This is a genomic window from Pandoraea anapnoica, assembly GCF_902459765.1.
Taxonomy (GTDB): domain Bacteria; phylum Pseudomonadota; class Gammaproteobacteria; order Burkholderiales; family Burkholderiaceae; genus Pandoraea; species Pandoraea anapnoica.
In genome coordinates this window covers 417,941-432,731 of record NZ_CABPSP010000002.1, presented here as the reverse complement: position 1 = coordinate 432,731, position 14,791 = coordinate 417,941, and the positions used below count along the sequence as shown (strand labels likewise).

Here is a 14,791-nt window from a genome sequence, read left to right as displayed (position 1 = left end):
TGGCCGACGTCACATCACGTCGGCCTTTTCCGCCAGCACGTTGAAGGCCCCCACGAGTTGTGCGTGATCTGCGGGCATCACGAAGGCATGCAGCGCGTGCGCCGGCTCGTCGAGCATCAGGTAGCCGAGACTCCACGTCGAGAACGCGCCCGGCTGGCGGGGCGTGCCGTCGAGCAGCACCTGGATGGACGAATGGTGACGCGACGCTTCGATGCGCTGGCGGGCGTCTGCCAGTGCCTCGGCAGGCCCTTCGATGTATTGATAGAAGCTGGCACCGTCGTAAAGCAACACGCCTGTCAGGGCATAGGTTTCGTTGAAACCGCGGGAATGTACGATGATTTTCGAGAGCGCTACCGGATCAAGATCGGGCAGGGCTCGGCTGGTGTATGCGTAGCAGTCGATCATTATTGTTGATGTCCCCCAAGTCACTCGTCGACTTTGCGTCAACGCGCATTAGAATACTCCAAGTGCGAAGCCGGGGACTCCTGCGTCATGCCGATCAACTATCTTCGTGGCTTTACCCAACCGGTGCGCACGGACGCGGCGAACCGGCGTTTGGGCTGCTCGCTCGCTTTCGTTGCCGGGGCGGCCAACGCTGGCGGCTTCCTCGCCGTCGGGCAATATACGTCGCATATGTCGGGGATCGTGGCGTCGCTCTCAGATAATCTCGCGCTCGGCCAACTCGTGCTGGTGCTCGCGGGGCTAAGCGCTCTGCTGGCGTTTCTGCTGGGGGCGGCCACATCAAGCGTGCTGATCCATTGGGGACGCCGCCACCACACTCAAAGTGAGTACGCGGCACCGCTCATGTTCGAGGCGCTGCTCCTGCTAACGTTCGGCGTGATGGGCGCGAATCTGGAGAGTCACCGGGTGTTGTACGTGCCCGCCACGGTGGGGCTGCTGTGCTATGTGATGGGCTTGCAGAACGCCATCATCACCAAGATATCCCGGGCCGAAATTCGGACGACGCACGTGACCGGTCTTGTGACGGATATCGGTATCGAACTCGGCAAGATGGGCTACTGGAACCGGCCGGGTGTGGCGCAGGAGTTGCCTCGCGTGACTGGCGACCGGCAGAAGCTGTGGCTGCTCTGCGCGTTGCTGGGCATGTTCTTTCTGGGGGGGATGACGGGGGCGCTGGGCTTCAAGCATCTGGGTTTCGTCTCCACGATTCCACTCGCCGTGGTGCTCATCATGCTGGCCATTGTGCCGCTTCTCGACGACATCTCCCAGAATGTGCGTTAGTGGACGTTCGTGAGCATTAGTGCACGTTAGCGCACGGCATCCTCGCCGACCCTCACACCGGTATCGCTGTCAGGCCATTCGCTATGACTACAAGCTCAGGTGTACCCGGTTCGCGCAATCCGGCCGGAAACTGGATCCGCAAGCGCCTGCACGCGGTGTCCGGCAAGTTCGACGACTACCCGTGGATGATCGGTGTGTTTGGCACGATCATCGCGCTGGCGATCCTCGCTGGCGTGGCGCTGCTGCTGCGTGCCGACCGGCAGGCGCGCCACGAACACGCGCTGGAGCGGGCGCAAAGCGTGGCGTCGGTGGTCGCGGCGAGCCTGGGCGGCAACATCGCGGTCTACGATGCGCTGCTCATGGAAATGGTGCGCGAGGCGGAAGATCCGGCTACGCCGCTGTTTCCGGACCGGGTGCGCGACCGCGTGCGCTTCGGACAGGCGCTGAGCCGGGACTTTCTGGACGATGCTTATGTCGTCGACAAGAGCGGGCGCATTGCCGCGCCGCTCGACCGGACGCAGGGCGCCCCCGTCAGTGTGGCCGATCGCGACTACTTCCGCTCGCATGAGAGCAGCCCGTCGCTTGGCTTGTACATCTCGCAGCCCTACGCGTCACGTACGCACGGCGGCCGGTTGTCGGTGGCGCTCACGCGCCGCATCGCGGCCCCCGATCATTCGTTTGCCGGGGTCGCAGTGCTTGCGCTGCGGCTGAATCGTCTCGGCACACTGGTGAACGACGTGGATTCTGCCGATCTGAAATCCATCGACATCGTAGAAGAGAAGGGCACGGTGCTGGCCTGCGATCCTTGCTCGGGCGCGCAGCCGGGCCAACTCGTCGTTTTGCCGGGCAACGCGGCGCGTAACGGCGATCTCGCGGCAGCACTGGCATTTCCGCGTGGGACGCAGGAAAAAGAGTACCGATCCGTGCGGGTGCCGGGGGCGTCGATGTTCGTCGTGGTTACGCCGTCGACGGATGACCTTCTGCAAGAATGGCAGCGCCACGCCATGTTGTTCGGTGCGATTGCCCTCGTGTGTGCCGCCACGCTGATGGCGGGCTCATGGTTGCTCGCGGCCGCGATGCGCGCACGGGCTGCGGCTGCAGCACGGCTCATGAGCCTGTCGATGACCGACGGGCTCACCGGACTCGCCAATCGTCGCGCGCTCGACGCCAAAATCGGCAGCGAATGGCGGCGTGCGAAACGCTCAGGCAGCCCGTTGTCGATCCTGTTTGCCGATATCGACGACTTCAAACATTTCAACGACGCCTACGGCCACTCGATCGGCGACGATGTCTTGCGTGCCGTCGCGAAGAATATCGGTGGGCACGTGCGGCGCGACAGCGATATGGCAGCGCGTTACGGTGGCGAAGAGTTTGCCGTGGTGCTGCCCGACACCGACGCGTATGCGGCCAAGGTGATGGCCGAACAGTTGCGACGCGATATTGAGCGTCTGCATATCGATCACGAAGGGAGTGCCGCAGGCATGGTGACGGTGAGCGTGGGGGCGGCGACCGGGCGCGCGGCTGAGTGCGACAGCGCCGACGCCATCCTGAAGGCTGCCGACGCACAATTGCGTGTGGCCAAGCAAAATGGCCGCAATCGCATCAGCGTTACGACGCTGACTACTCTGACGAAGCCTACGGCGCTAAGCAGAACCACGGGGCAGGGGCGTCAACTGTGATTTATGCAGGCGACAACGGGAAAAGACGCTGAGACAATGCCTCCATGTCGAAAGCTAACGAATCACCAAACGGGGGCCTTATGAATCGCACCAAATGCTTCGCAGCCATCGTGTGCCTGACCGGCGTTCTGACGTTCGGGCACGCCAACGCGCAGTCATACCTCGGCACGGGCGATCTTGGCAGTATCCGTCAGTCGAATCAAACACCGGCGGTGAGCACTGCCGTGGCTGCCGTGGGCAAACCGACCGCGACAGTCACCGATGCCCATGCCGCCAGCGCGAGCATCAATCGCACGGCAAGCGAACGCAACGGGCCGTCCACGGGGCCAAGCGAACAGGAAATGGCCGCGACGAATAACGCGCTCGATACGCGCAATTTGCAACATCCGCGTCAGACCAAGCGGTTCGACAGCATTGCCCGCCCGTCGCGGCCGGATTGATCAGCCCATTCAGTCAGTTCAATCGGCCATCGCCGGAATGGCGCCTTCCTGGAACAATACGCGCGGGGCGTCCATCGTGCCGTCCTCTTCGTCGACGAGCACTTCGTAGGCGGCAATCCCCGCAAAGCCGGATGCCATCGACTGCGCAATGCGCACCGCGCCAAACTCCGTACTCGCCTGACGCAACTCGCCCGGCTGCAGTACGCCGTCCTTGTTCTTTCGATACGGCACGACGATGAACTTGATGGATTTGGCGTCGCTCATGGTGTCACTCACGATGAAATTGAATGATGGGAAATGTAGCATGACTACTGTATAAAAATACAGGTACCCACATCAATTTTTTGCCAAACAACATCTCGTAATGCCTACATAACTAGTCAATATTCGTATATTCCCGCGCCTCTTGATAGCCTGCGGTTCTAATCGCGAATTGTTTTCCCCCAACTCGCGGCCAAAACTACAAGCATCGAGAGCATCGAATGAACGCAGGCAATCTGATTTCGGCGAACCGGCTCAAAGACGGTCTGGTCGTCTGGCTGGATGAACAACACAACTGGGTAGACGATCTGACGCAGGCGCACGTGTTCGATGCCGACGGTCTCGATCAGGCGCAAGCCGCCGCGAAGGCGTCCGCTGCCGCCAATCTGATCGTCGATCCCGTGCCGCGTCCGGCTGAAGTGAGCGAAGTCGGCCCGGTGCCGGTGGACTTTCGCGAGCAACTGCGCTCGCGCGGCCCGTCGGTACGCGAAGACCTCGGCAAGCAGGCTGCCAACGCGGGTACGCAAGCCGCACTGGCGCATGCCCCGGCCCTGACCGTCGCCCCGGAACATGCCGGCATTTATCGGTATGACCCGTCGGAGCGCGAGTACCTCAAGGATCGCGCGAACGAGTTCGGTCAGCAGGTGGCGCGCCGTCTGAGCGGCGAGCTCAGCGAGGACGACTTCAAGGTTTATCGTTTGATGAACGGTCTGTACCTGCAACTGCACGGCTACATGCTGCGCGTGGCAATTCCGTACGGCACCCTGAGCGCGGTTCAACTGCGTCAGTTGGCCTACGTGGCGAATCGCTACGACAAGGGTTACGGTCACTTCACCACGCGTCAGAACCTGCAATTCAACTGGCCGACGCTGACCGATTCGCCGGACATTCTGTCGGCATTGGCGGACGTCGATCTGCATGCCATTCAGACGAGCGGCAACTGCATCCGCAACGTGACGACCGATCAGTTCGCCGGTGCAGCGAAGGACGAAGTCGTCGATCCGCGCGTGTACGCCGAGATTCTGCGTCAATGGTCGACCGACCACCCCGAATTCACGTACTTGCCGCGCAAGTTCAAGATCGCCATCACTGGCGGTCAGACGGACCGCGCCGCTGTGCGTTTCCACGACATCGGCATTCTGGCGCGCACGAACGAGCAGGGCGAAGTCGGCTTCCAGATTTATGCGGGCGGCGGTCTGGGTCGCACCCCGATCGTGGGCACACTCGTGCGCGAGTGGCTGCCTGAAGCCGATCTGCTGCGCTTCGTCGAGGCGATTCTGCGCGTGTACAACGCATTGGGCCGTCGCGACAACATCTACAAGGCGCGTATCAAGATTCTCATCAAGGAAATGCAGCCCGCGAAGTTCATCGAGATGATCGAGGAAGAATTCGCGCGCATTGCACAGACGCATCGTCCGCTCGCGGAGAACGTCATCGCGGCGATTGGCGAGCGTTTCATCCTTCCCGAATTCGAGACGCTGCCGGCCGAGTCGAGCGTGTTCGAACAAGCCTATGCGAACGACATCGATTTCAAGCACTGGGTCGACACCTGCACGCACGAACACAAAGCGCCGGGCTATATCAGCGCGGTCGTCTCGCTCAAGCCTGCCAGCGGTATTCCGGGGGACGCGAGTGCACAGGAAATGCTGGTGCTGGCGGATCTGGCCGATCAGTACTCGTTTAGCGAACTGCGCGTGACGCACGAGCAGAACCTTGTGCTGCCGCATGTGAAACGCGACGAATTGCATGCGCTGTGGAAGCAACTGAAGGCCAACGGTCTGGCGACGCCGAACATCGGTCTGATTTCGGATGCGATTGCGTGCCCGGGACTGGATTATTGCGCGCTGGCTAACGCACGTTCGGTGCCGGTGGCGCAGCGTATCGCGCTGCGCTTCACGGAGGAGCAACAGCGCGATATCGGCCCGGTGACGCTTAACGTGTCGGGCTGCATCAACGCTTGCGCGCATCACCACGTAGCGCACATCGGCATTCTCGGTGTGGACAAGGCGGGCAAGGAAAATTATCAGATCACGCTGGGCGGCTCGGCGGACGACAACGCGGCCGTCGGCAAGATTCTCGGCCCGGGGGTCTCCTACGAAGCGGTGCCGCAAGTGATCGAAAACATCCTCGGACGCTATCTGAAGCTGCGTAACGAGGGCGAGCGCTTCATCGATACGCTCGGACGCGTGGGTGCAGAAGAATTCAAGGGAGCTTTGCATGTTGATTGATCGTAACGGACTGCCTGCCGAGGACGTCTGGACTTATGTCGCGGCCGACGCCCCCAATGTCGCTAATGCGGCCAATGACGCCAGCGCGGCGTATCAGGTAAGCAGTGACACCGTGCTGCCGCTCGACGCATGGCTCGCGGCGGAAGCACAGGGCGTAGCACCTGCCGGTATTCGCGTGCAGGGTCACGATGACCCCGAACGCATCGCGGCGCTGTTGCCGAAGTTGGAACTCGTCGTGATCGAATTCCCGAAGACGCGCGACGGCCGTGGCTTCACGCTGGCGAAGTTCCTTCGCGACAAGTGGCAGTTCAAGGGGGCCATCCGTGCGGCGGGCCCGCTGTTGCCCGACCAGTTGGCGATGTTGTGGGCGTGTGGCTTCGACAGTCTGCTCTCGCCGTCGGAAGTGCCCACGGCACGCTGGCGCGAAGCGGCATTGGCCGCGCAAGTGCGTGCCGGACGTCCGCGCACGCTGCTCGCCCGTCTGACAGCCTGACGACCTAAACGCGTGGCACGGCCCGGCGCATTCCCGTGCGCCGCCGTGCACGCAGCCTTCAGAACGGAAATTCCAAAAGTAAAACGAAAGTAGAGCGAATTTCCCAGCATTTGCGGACGCGTTCGTGTTGATCGCGCGTTGAAGGGCAACGCAAGGTCGCCTGACGCATGCTGCGGCGACGGCAAATTTCCTACCGGTGCATAGGAGTAGTTCGGGGGCTTGCGCCGTTATCTCCCCATCACTGCCCGTCTCCGTTTGCACTGCGCGACATCGCAATTCCATCATGAAGACAACAGGTCGTCTGCCGCTGCGTGCAGCCCTTATGAGGGCGCGCCTGGCGATATTGGCGCTGGCTTTGCACGGCGCGGCCGCCGTGACGCAGGAGAAGCTGCGCGCGCTCAGATACGACTTTGCGCAAGGTTATTTCCTGAGCAAACCGCTGCCGGAAACTGAGCTTGTCGACTGGGCATAAGCATGGCAAAAGCCCGGGTGCGAGGCTGTATAAAAATTCAGTCTTTTGAAAGCGGAAAATCTGGCTTATCTTTCCATCGTCGCGCTCACACGGGGGGGGGGCGGTCGTGCGGATGCCGATGTATCGGCTCGATAAACTGACAAACCTTTAACGATTACCACGGCGCAACGATGCGAGGACATCATGAAAACAGTCGCGGTTCAGGCCAATCTGGACGAGACGGTAGATCTGGTTCGCAAATTCGCACACGATGAATTCGCCCGCGCTATCGGCGTAGAGGCACCCTCCGAGCAGGACGTTCGTGGCTTCTTGCTGGATCGACTGCGGTCGATGCGGGTTCGTGCAGTAGAGCCCGGCGACGAACCGACCGTGCAACGCGTGTTCGACTGCGTCTACGTGATGCCGGTCTGCGTTCGATACGAAGGCATGCGCGTGATCGAAGCCCGCTTAGTCGTCATGCCGGACGTGCGCTATACGATGAAGGCTTATATCCCGCTGTCGGATTAGGTCGCGGTGGGACCGATTGCGCCGAAGGCTTGACTTAAGCTGTCGCGGATTCTTGGGCCACAGGCAATCTCGCCGCAAGACGATTGCCCAAGCGATGGATCGGCGCATCAACGAGCATGTAGAAAACCATTGTGAGAATGACAATGGCTGCGCCGACAATCAGCGGATGCCACGCGAGTTCGACGTTGCTTGGCAGGTAATGCGTTCGCAGATCGATAGCCAAGTAATGGCAAAGGTACAGTGAGAAGGATACCTTTCCGAGGTTTTTTCCTAATCGCCATACGAAATTCGGTTCGCCCGGCCCTTGGACCATGTTGAGAACCATGAACGAGGAAAACAGCACGAGGGCGAAAAAACCCATCTGGAAAACGCCATATCCTTTTACAAAAAAGTAGGCGACCGTCACCATTCCTCCCGACAAGAAAAGCCATGAGGCAAGCGTCGCCGGCGAAATATCACGAACTCGCATAGCAACTTGGTCGAAGACGCGGTACCACCCCAATCCGAAAGCGAAAAGAAGGTTAATTGGATTTATCGCAATTGAAGCCACAACGTTGAGAAATGTGTGTCCGAAAAGACTCACTTGTTGCACCGCACCGGGATTGAACACAATGTGCCCTGTGAGCAGATACTGCATTGGCAGGCAGTTCAGCAGGATCAGGCCAACAGCGACTTCCGTGCGGTACCGCCACGAGATACGCATGGCAATCGCGTAGAGAAAGTAGAACGCGATTTCGTAGGTTAGCGTCCACGTAATGAAGTACGTACCGTAGCCGTAGTACGGGGCGAAGCCGCCGGACGGCAGGATTCTGAAGATTTCAACGAGACTTGCCGACTTTTGTGTGATGACGCAGTACAGTGCAACCGCGACCACAGTCGGGACGTAAACGCGGAAAACACGCTTCAGCAAGAAGGATGAGACGCGAGCATCGCGTTGGGTCGCCGCGCCCATCACGAATCCAGAAATTACGAAGAACACTGACACGCCGAGATAGCTTCCCCCGGCGAGCGCGGAAGTCGCTCCTGGAAACACGTATACCCAGAATGGGATCATGTGAAACAAAACCACAAGTGAGGCCGCGATTCCGCGGAGCGCATCGATTTGGTAGATGTTCTTCACAAGGAGTGCTTAGCGTAAATTTAGAAGTCAAGCTTTCGTAATGCGGTGAAAGTTTCGCGGGGGTCGACTTCATTCTACAGGCAGGCGGACACGCCAACGTAGCGCAATCCAAACGGAATATTTCGGGTTGGCCGCGTTTCGGAGGGGGAAATCGCAATAGTCCGGCGCAAACGAAAAAACCCGCACAGCCAAAGACTGTGCGGGTTTTTCAATTCTGGTCGGGGCGAGAGGATTTGAACCTCCGACCACCTGCACCCCATGCAGGTACGCTACCAGGCTGCGCTACGCCCCGTGAGAGATGCATCGCTAGGAAGCATCACTCGAAAGAACGCGATTATAGCAGAGCTTTTCGCGCGAAAGATAGGGGGCGTGCGCGTCGGACGCATCTTTTTTTGCTCCCGCCGATCGCTTGCCGCATCAACCCCTTGAATCGCTTCTGTTTTTCGCGCATGGCCTTGCTCGCGCATCGCGTCGTTGAGTATTCGCTCGGCGTCCCGCATGCATGATGGTTATTCCGGATGTCGTATTCGAAGGGCCTCACGATAATGGAAATCTGCCTATATCCATCGCCCATGAGGCTCGGAGACAAGCGATGCCGCACACCCAGGGATTCGGCGACGCACGCGACCTGCTGCTCGCGCAGCGCGCCCATTACGACGTGGCGTACCGTGATTTCCGTTGGCCTGTCCTCACCCATTTCAACTGGGCGCTGGACTTCTTCGATGCACAAGCGCAAGGCAACGACACCCCGGCCCTCTGGGTCGTAGAAGAAGACGGACGCGAAGCGCGTCTGTCCTTCGCCGAAATGTCGGCACGCTCCAATCGCGTTGCGAACTTCCTGCGCACACAGGGCGTGGCACGCGGTGACCGTGTGCTGCTCATGCTGCCCAATCAGGTCGAACTCTGGGACCTCATGCTCGCGTGCATGAAGCTCGGTGCCGTCATGATTCCCGCCACCACGCTGCTCGTTGCCGGCGACCTCGCCGACCGGCTGGAGCGCGGGCGCGTGCGGCACGTCGTCACCACAGCGCGCGATGCCGTCAAGTTCGACGACCTGCCCGGCGACTATCGACGCATCGCGGTCGGCGATCATCCGCCCGACGGCTGGACTTCGCTCACGCCCGCCTACGAGGCGCCCGAACAGTTCACGCCAGACGGTGTCACGCTCGCGACCGATCCGCTGTTGCTGTACTTCACCTCTGGCACGACATCGCGTCCCAAGCTCGTGCTCCACACGCATCAGAGTTACCCCGTCGGTCATCTCGCCACCATGTACTGGATCGGCCTTCATCCGGGCGACGTGCACTGGAACATCAGCTCGCCGGGGTGGGCGAAGCACGCGTGGAGTTGCTTCTTCGCGCCATGGAATGCGGGCGCGACGGTCTTCATCTACAACTTCTCGCGTTTCGACGCCCGCGCCGCGCTGGAGACGGCCGCCCGCTGCGAGGTGACGACGCTCTGTGCGCCGCCGACCGTCTGGCGCATGATGATTCAGGAAGATCTCACGCGTCACGCCGTGAAGTTCCGCGAACTGATCGGCGCGGGCGAGCCGTTGAATCCCGAAGTCATCGATCAGGTGAGGCGGGCCTGGAACATCACGATTCGCGACGGCTACGGACAGACGGAAACCTGCTGCCAGATCGGCAACTCGCCGGGACAGTCCGTCAAGGCGGGGGCGATGGGGCGTCCGATGCCGGGCTACCGTGTCGTGCTGCTCGACCCGGACGGGGCGGAAGCCGACGAAGGCGAAGTGGCGCTGGTGCTGTCGCCGCGTCCCACCGGATTGATGCAGGGATACGAAGACGACAGCGAGAAGACCGCCTACGCGATGCGCGACGGCTACTACCACACCGGCGATGTCGCCATGCGCGACGACCGCGGCTATTTCACTTACGTCGGCCGTGCCGACGATGTATTCAAAGCGTCCGACTACCGCATCAGCCCGTTCGAGCTGGAGAGCGAACTTATCAAGCATCCCGCCGTAGCGGAGGCCGGTGTCGTGCCCAGTCCCGATCCGTTACGTCTGGCCGTGCCGAAGGCGTTCATCACATTGCGTTCGGGCTTTCAGGCAGACGACAAACTCGCGCTCGATATCCTGCGTTTCTGCCGCGATCACCTCGCACCCTACAAGCGCATTCGCCGCATCGAATTCTGCGATTTACCAAAGACGATCTCGGGCAAGATCCGTCGCGTCGAACTCCGTCGCACGGAGGAGGGACGGAGTCTGGAGGCGCGGCGGGAAATGGAATTCTGGGACGTCGATTTCGCCGATCTGAAGTAAGGCGTGGACGTCGCAAACCCGGCTCAGCGCATGTGCTGGATCACCAGTTCGGCACCCAGCATGGCGAGGCCGACGAAGAAGCATCGGCGGAACACGGGAGCGCTGACGCGGCTTCGCACCCACTGCCCGATGAACATGCCGCCCAGAGCGGGCGCCAGCGCCAGCAAGGACACGCCGATCGCCGGGCCGTGGAAGATGCCGTCGCGGGCCAGTCCGGCCGCCAGCGCAATCGTCGAGACGGTGAACGACAGGCCCATCGCCTGCACCAGATCGTCCTTGTCGAGATCGAGCGCCTGAACGAACGGCACACCCGGGATCACGAAGACGCCGGTCGCCGCCGTCACCAGTCCTGTTGCCACGCCGACGACGCCGCCCACCGCGCCTTCGCGTCTGGCCGTCCAGTGTTTCGGCACATGCAGACGAACCGCTGCCAGTCCGAGCACGGAGTAAGCGAGTAACGCGACGCCCAGCGCCATCCCCGCGAGGTTGCCGCCATTCGCCAGCCATCCGCTGCCAGCCCATGTGCCGAGGCAGATCCCTACCAGCATCGGCCACAGCCGCTTCGCCAGCGCGGCAAAGCGCGGCCCAGCCAGCAATTGCCAGATGTTGGTAACAAGCGACGGGACGATGAGCATCGCCGCAGCTTCGGCCGTCGGCATGGCCAGTCCGAGCAGGCCGATGGCCACCGTCGGCAGGCCCAGCCCGATCACGCCTTTGACGAAACCCGCGAGCAGGAAAGTGACGAGACCCAGCGCCAGCAAGGGGAGGAGGTCAGTGAGGTGTTGAATATTCATCATGTCGCCAGTATCTGCGCGGTGCTGCGGGCCGCCAATGCGGCATTCGTGCAGGGGGTCTCAGGCTCACGCTGAGGCTGATGTCGACAGTCTCACTGAGGCTCACTCCAAAGCTCGCTCGGAAGCCGAAAAGCCCTACTGAAGTGGCGGCCGACGCGGTTTGGCGTTTTCAGTTATGCTCAGGCCAAATTCGCGCCGTGCCGCGCATTGGGCGCGTCCCCCGGAATCCAGATTCCGGCGGTCGTGCCGCCGCCGTCGGCACCCCGTAGACCTCCGTATGTCGTTCGACGTCGAACCCCACACCGATCATGACCCCTTGTCACGACGGACTTCGGCGTCGACAGCCATGCCAAAGCAGTCCGCTTGCCCAGAGGGATGGAAGTTGGAAAACCAGAATCGTCAACACGAACACACCGCCGATGCCGCATTGCTCGACCAGCGTCTGGCGCTCATCATGCAACCCGCCAACCGTGACTTGCTCGGCCAGGGCTTGTCGGGCATCGAACGTGAGACGCTACGCGTCGAAGGCGATGGCAAACTCGCGCTGACGCCGCACCCGCACGCGCTTGGCTCCGCCCTGACCAACGACGAAATCACCACTGATTATTCCGAAGCGCTGCTCGAATTCATCACGCCGCCGCAGCACGACGCTGCCGCCGTCATCGCCCGTCTCGATGAAATTCATCAGTTCGCCTATCGCAAGCTCGGCGCGGAATTGCTGTGGAGCGATTCGATGCCGCCCGCGCTGCCGCCGGAAGATGTGATTCCGATTGCTGACTACGGCACCTCTCACATCGGCATGCTCAAACATGTCTACCGTCGGGGCCTCGCGCTGCGCTACGGCAAGCCGATGCAATGCATCGCCGGTATTCACTACAACTTCTCGCTGGCCGAGTCGGTGTGGGAACTGCTGCGCGAAGCGGAAGGCTCGAAGGACAGCGAACGCGATTATCAGTCGGCGCGCTACGTCGCCCTCATCCGCAATTTCCGCCGATACAGCTGGTTGCTGATGTACCTGTTCGGTGCGTCGCCGGTACTGCATGCCGAGTTCCTGCGCGGACGCAATCACGGCCTCGATTCGTTCGACGAAGGCACGCTCGGCCTGCCGTACGCAACCAGCCTGCGCATGAGCGACCTCGGCTATCAGAACAGTGCGCAGTCAGAAGTGTCGCCTTGTTACGACTGCCTGCCGAGCTACATCGATGCGCTTACGCAAGCCGTCAGCCAGCCGCATCCGGCTTACGAGGCGCTGGGCACGAAGCGCGACGGCGAGTGGATTCAGCTCTCGACGAACCTGCTGCAAATTGAGAACGAGTTCTACGCGACGATTCGTCCGAAGCGGGTGACGTACAGCGGCGAGCGTCCGGTGCAGGCGTTGGCGCGCCGTGGCGTGCAATACGTCGAAGTCCGTTGTATCGACATCGATCCGTTCCAGCCCGTCGGCATCGACGTCGACACCGCGCGGTTCATCGATGCCTTCCTGCTGTTCTGCGCGTTTGAGAATAGCCCGTCGTGCTCGAACGCCGAGAACATGGAGAATCGCGACAACTTCGCGCACGTCGTCAAGGAAGGCCGCAAGCCCGGACTTGTCCTGCATCGCGGCGGCGAAGCGATCACCCTGTTCGATTGGGCCGAAGACCTGCTCGATCGCATCGACCGCACGGCCGCGGCTTTCGACGCGCAACGCGGCGGCGCGCACTACGCGCACTCGATGGCGCTGCAACGCGCGAAGGTACAGGACGTGACGCTCACGCCTTCCGCCCGCGTGATGGCGGCGCTTGAACCGCTGCGCGGCACGAAGGGCGGCGCGTTTCAGGCGTTCGCGCTGGATCAGAGCAAACGTCACGCTCAGACGCTGCGCGACATGCCGCTCGATCCGGCGGTCGTCGATCACTTCGAGACGCTGGCTCGTAAATCGCTCGACACGCAGGCGGAACTCGAACGCACGCAGGTCGGTGACTTCGACGCATTCGTCGCTGCTTATCGCGCTGGCACGTTGGGTACTGTGTCAGTCTGACGCCGCGCATTGCCGCATGAAAAAAAGCGCCTCTTGGGGCGCTTTTTTTCTGTCGGCTTCGTTGTTTCCCTAACTATCCCGCCACTAACCCAAGACGCCGAGTTGCCATGCGAAAAACACCGTCAGCCCCGCGCCGATGGTGAGCAATTGATGGCGTGTCGCCGCACAGACGGCGATGGCGACGAGAGCCGCTACGAGTTGTGGATTGCGCCACGTCAGTTCGAGCCCGTTGCCATGTGGGGCTAACGTCATCGGCACGATGATCGCTGTGAGCACCGTCACCGGTACGAACGACAACGCTTCGCGCAACCATTCCGGGAACCGCACGCGATCGCCCAGCACGAAGATGCCCGCCTTGACCGCGAACGTCACCGTCGCCATGCCGAGAATTGCCAGGACGTAGTTCATTGAGCACCTCGCGTCGACGTCGGTTGTGCCCCGTCGCGACGCTTCGCATGCAGCGCGAGCATACCCGCCGCGATGCCGAGCGCCACGGCGACCAGCAGGCCGAGCTTATAGGGCAGCGACTGACAAAGATAGGCCGCCGTGCCTGCGACGACCGTCGCCACGGCCCAGGGCATGCGCGCCATCTGCGGCACGATGATGGCAATAAAGGTCGCGACCATCGCGAAGTCGAGCCCAAGCGTTTGCAGACGCGGAAACGCAGCGCCGAACAACAGGCCCGCGAGCGTCCAGATTTGCCAGTTCACATACATCGACAGCGCGGAGCCGAGGAAGTACCAGTGGCCCATCGGATCGTTGGGATGACGATGGAAGTGGCTGCTCGTCACGGCGAACGTCTCGTCTGTCAGCAGGAATCCCAACAGCGCGCGCCAGCGCAGGTTCAGATGCTTCACATGCGGCAGCAGGTTCGCGGCATACAGCATGTGGCGCAGGTTGACGATGAACGTCGTCGCCCACAGCACGGCGTAGCCTACGCCCGTCGCAAAAAGCCCCGCGGCAATGAACTGGCTCGACCCCGCGAATACGGTGAGCGACATCAACTGACCGTGCCAGAGTGCTAGCGGCGTGGTGGCGACCAGTGCGCCGAAGATCAGGCCGAACGGGGCCGCGCCGACGATCATCGGCAACGTGTCGCGGGCACCTGCGGCAAAGCTTGCCGTGCGGGACAGAACCGGCATGGTGAGACGTTCCTGTGGGTTGAGGTGTGGGGTCAAAGGGGAAAAAGCAAAAGGGGCATTCAACGCCCTGAGCATAACGTTTTGCACTGCGTGTCGGCTTGTACGTTCTTGCGCT

General features: G+C 61.5%; 15 protein-coding genes and 1 tRNA gene. 9 read left to right on the top strand and 7 right to left on the bottom strand.

What is annotated here, in order from left to right:
- Window positions 1–9: 9 nt before the first annotated feature.
- Window positions 10–405 carry a BLUF domain-containing protein gene (locus PAN31117_RS04995; protein WP_150737225.1) on the bottom strand — a complete coding sequence of 132 codons (396 nt, stop codon included), beginning with the start codon at window positions 403–405 and terminating at the stop codon, window positions 10–12.
- 87 nt (window positions 406–492) lie between these two features.
- Between PAN31117_RS04995 and PAN31117_RS04990 the strand changes: the two genes are divergently transcribed.
- The 3 genes from PAN31117_RS04990 (at window position 493) to PAN31117_RS04980 (ending at window position 3,361) form a co-directional block, all read left to right on the top strand.
- On the top strand, window positions 493–1,242 hold the full coding sequence (locus PAN31117_RS04990) for a YoaK family protein (protein WP_150737224.1): 750 nt from the start codon (window positions 493–495) through the stop codon (window positions 1,240–1,242).
- An 83-nt stretch (window positions 1,243–1,325) separates the two neighbouring features.
- Window positions 1,326–2,921 carry a GGDEF domain-containing protein gene (locus PAN31117_RS04985; protein WP_150737223.1) on the top strand — a complete coding sequence of 532 codons (1,596 nt, stop codon included), beginning with the start codon at window positions 1,326–1,328 and terminating at the stop codon, window positions 2,919–2,921.
- Window positions 2,922–3,001: 80 nt separating this feature from the next.
- Window positions 3,002–3,361 carry a hypothetical protein gene (locus tag PAN31117_RS04980; protein WP_150737222.1) on the top strand — a complete coding sequence of 120 codons (360 nt, stop codon included), beginning with the start codon at window positions 3,002–3,004 and terminating at the stop codon, window positions 3,359–3,361.
- Window positions 3,362–3,379: 18 nt separating this feature from the next.
- Here the strand turns inward: PAN31117_RS04980 and PAN31117_RS04975 are convergent, their stop codons facing one another.
- A complete protein-coding gene (locus PAN31117_RS04975; protein ID WP_039402924.1) occupies window positions 3,380–3,625 on the bottom strand; it encodes a hypothetical protein in 246 nt (81 codons plus the stop codon).
- Between the two features lie 218 nt (window positions 3,626–3,843).
- Between PAN31117_RS04975 and PAN31117_RS04970 the strand changes: the two genes are divergently transcribed.
- The 4 genes from PAN31117_RS04970 to PAN31117_RS04955 all read left to right on the top strand — a co-directional run bounded on the left by PAN31117_RS04970 (window position 3,844) and on the right by PAN31117_RS04955 (window position 7,322).
- On the top strand, window positions 3,844–5,850 hold the full coding sequence (locus PAN31117_RS04970) for a DUF2849 domain-containing protein (protein ID WP_150737221.1): 2,007 nt from the start codon (window positions 3,844–3,846) through the stop codon (window positions 5,848–5,850).
- Entirely contained in the window at window positions 5,840–6,343 is a 504-nt protein-coding gene (locus tag PAN31117_RS04965) for a DUF934 domain-containing protein (protein WP_150737220.1), read from the top strand. Before PAN31117_RS04970 ends, PAN31117_RS04965 begins: the two co-directional genes overlap by 11 nt.
- A gap of 283 nt (window positions 6,344–6,626) precedes the next feature.
- Window positions 6,627–6,815, top strand: coding sequence for a hypothetical protein (locus tag PAN31117_RS04960; RefSeq protein WP_150737219.1), 189 nt, complete (start codon window positions 6,627–6,629; stop codon window positions 6,813–6,815).
- A 183-nt stretch (window positions 6,816–6,998) separates the two neighbouring features.
- Entirely contained in the window at window positions 6,999–7,322 is a 324-nt protein-coding gene (locus PAN31117_RS04955; protein ID WP_150737218.1) for a hypothetical protein, read from the top strand.
- A gap of 34 nt (window positions 7,323–7,356) precedes the next feature.
- Here PAN31117_RS04955 and PAN31117_RS04950 read toward each other — a convergent pair whose 3' ends face one another.
- Together PAN31117_RS04950 and PAN31117_RS04945 are read right to left on the bottom strand one after the other, a co-directional pair.
- Window positions 7,357–8,442, bottom strand: a complete 1,086-nt coding sequence (locus PAN31117_RS04950) for an acyltransferase family protein (protein WP_150737217.1) — start codon at window positions 8,440–8,442, stop codon at window positions 7,357–7,359.
- A 215-nt stretch (window positions 8,443–8,657) separates the two neighbouring features.
- Window positions 8,658–8,734: transfer RNA gene (locus PAN31117_RS04945), tRNA-Pro, on the bottom strand.
- Between the two features lie 300 nt (window positions 8,735–9,034).
- Here PAN31117_RS04945 and PAN31117_RS04940 point away from each other — a divergent pair.
- A complete protein-coding gene (locus PAN31117_RS04940; protein ID WP_150737216.1) occupies window positions 9,035–10,723 on the top strand; it encodes an AMP-binding protein in 1,689 nt (562 codons plus the stop codon).
- 23 nt (window positions 10,724–10,746) lie between these two features.
- Here the strand turns inward: PAN31117_RS04940 and PAN31117_RS04935 are convergent, their stop codons facing one another.
- Complete coding sequence (locus tag PAN31117_RS04935; RefSeq protein WP_150737215.1) at window positions 10,747–11,520, bottom strand: sulfite exporter TauE/SafE family protein; 774 nt, start codon at window positions 11,518–11,520, stop codon at window positions 10,747–10,749.
- A gap of 343 nt (window positions 11,521–11,863) precedes the next feature.
- On the opposite strand from PAN31117_RS04935, the gene gshA reads away from it, so the two are divergent.
- Window positions 11,864–13,534: a glutamate--cysteine ligase gene (gshA, locus tag PAN31117_RS04930; protein ID WP_281349134.1), complete on the top strand. Its 1,671-nt coding sequence runs from the start codon at window positions 11,864–11,866 to the stop codon at window positions 13,532–13,534.
- Between the two features lie 84 nt (window positions 13,535–13,618).
- Here the strand turns inward: gshA and PAN31117_RS04925 are convergent, their stop codons facing one another.
- A complete protein-coding gene (locus PAN31117_RS04925) occupies window positions 13,619–13,942 on the bottom strand; it encodes an AzlD domain-containing protein (RefSeq protein ID WP_150737214.1) in 324 nt (107 codons plus the stop codon).
- Window positions 13,939–14,676, bottom strand: coding sequence for an AzlC family ABC transporter permease (locus tag PAN31117_RS04920; RefSeq protein ID WP_150737213.1), 738 nt, complete (start codon window positions 14,674–14,676; stop codon window positions 13,939–13,941). The genes PAN31117_RS04925 and PAN31117_RS04920 overlap by 4 nt, the downstream gene beginning before the upstream one ends.
- Window positions 14,677–14,791 lie beyond the last annotated feature (115 nt).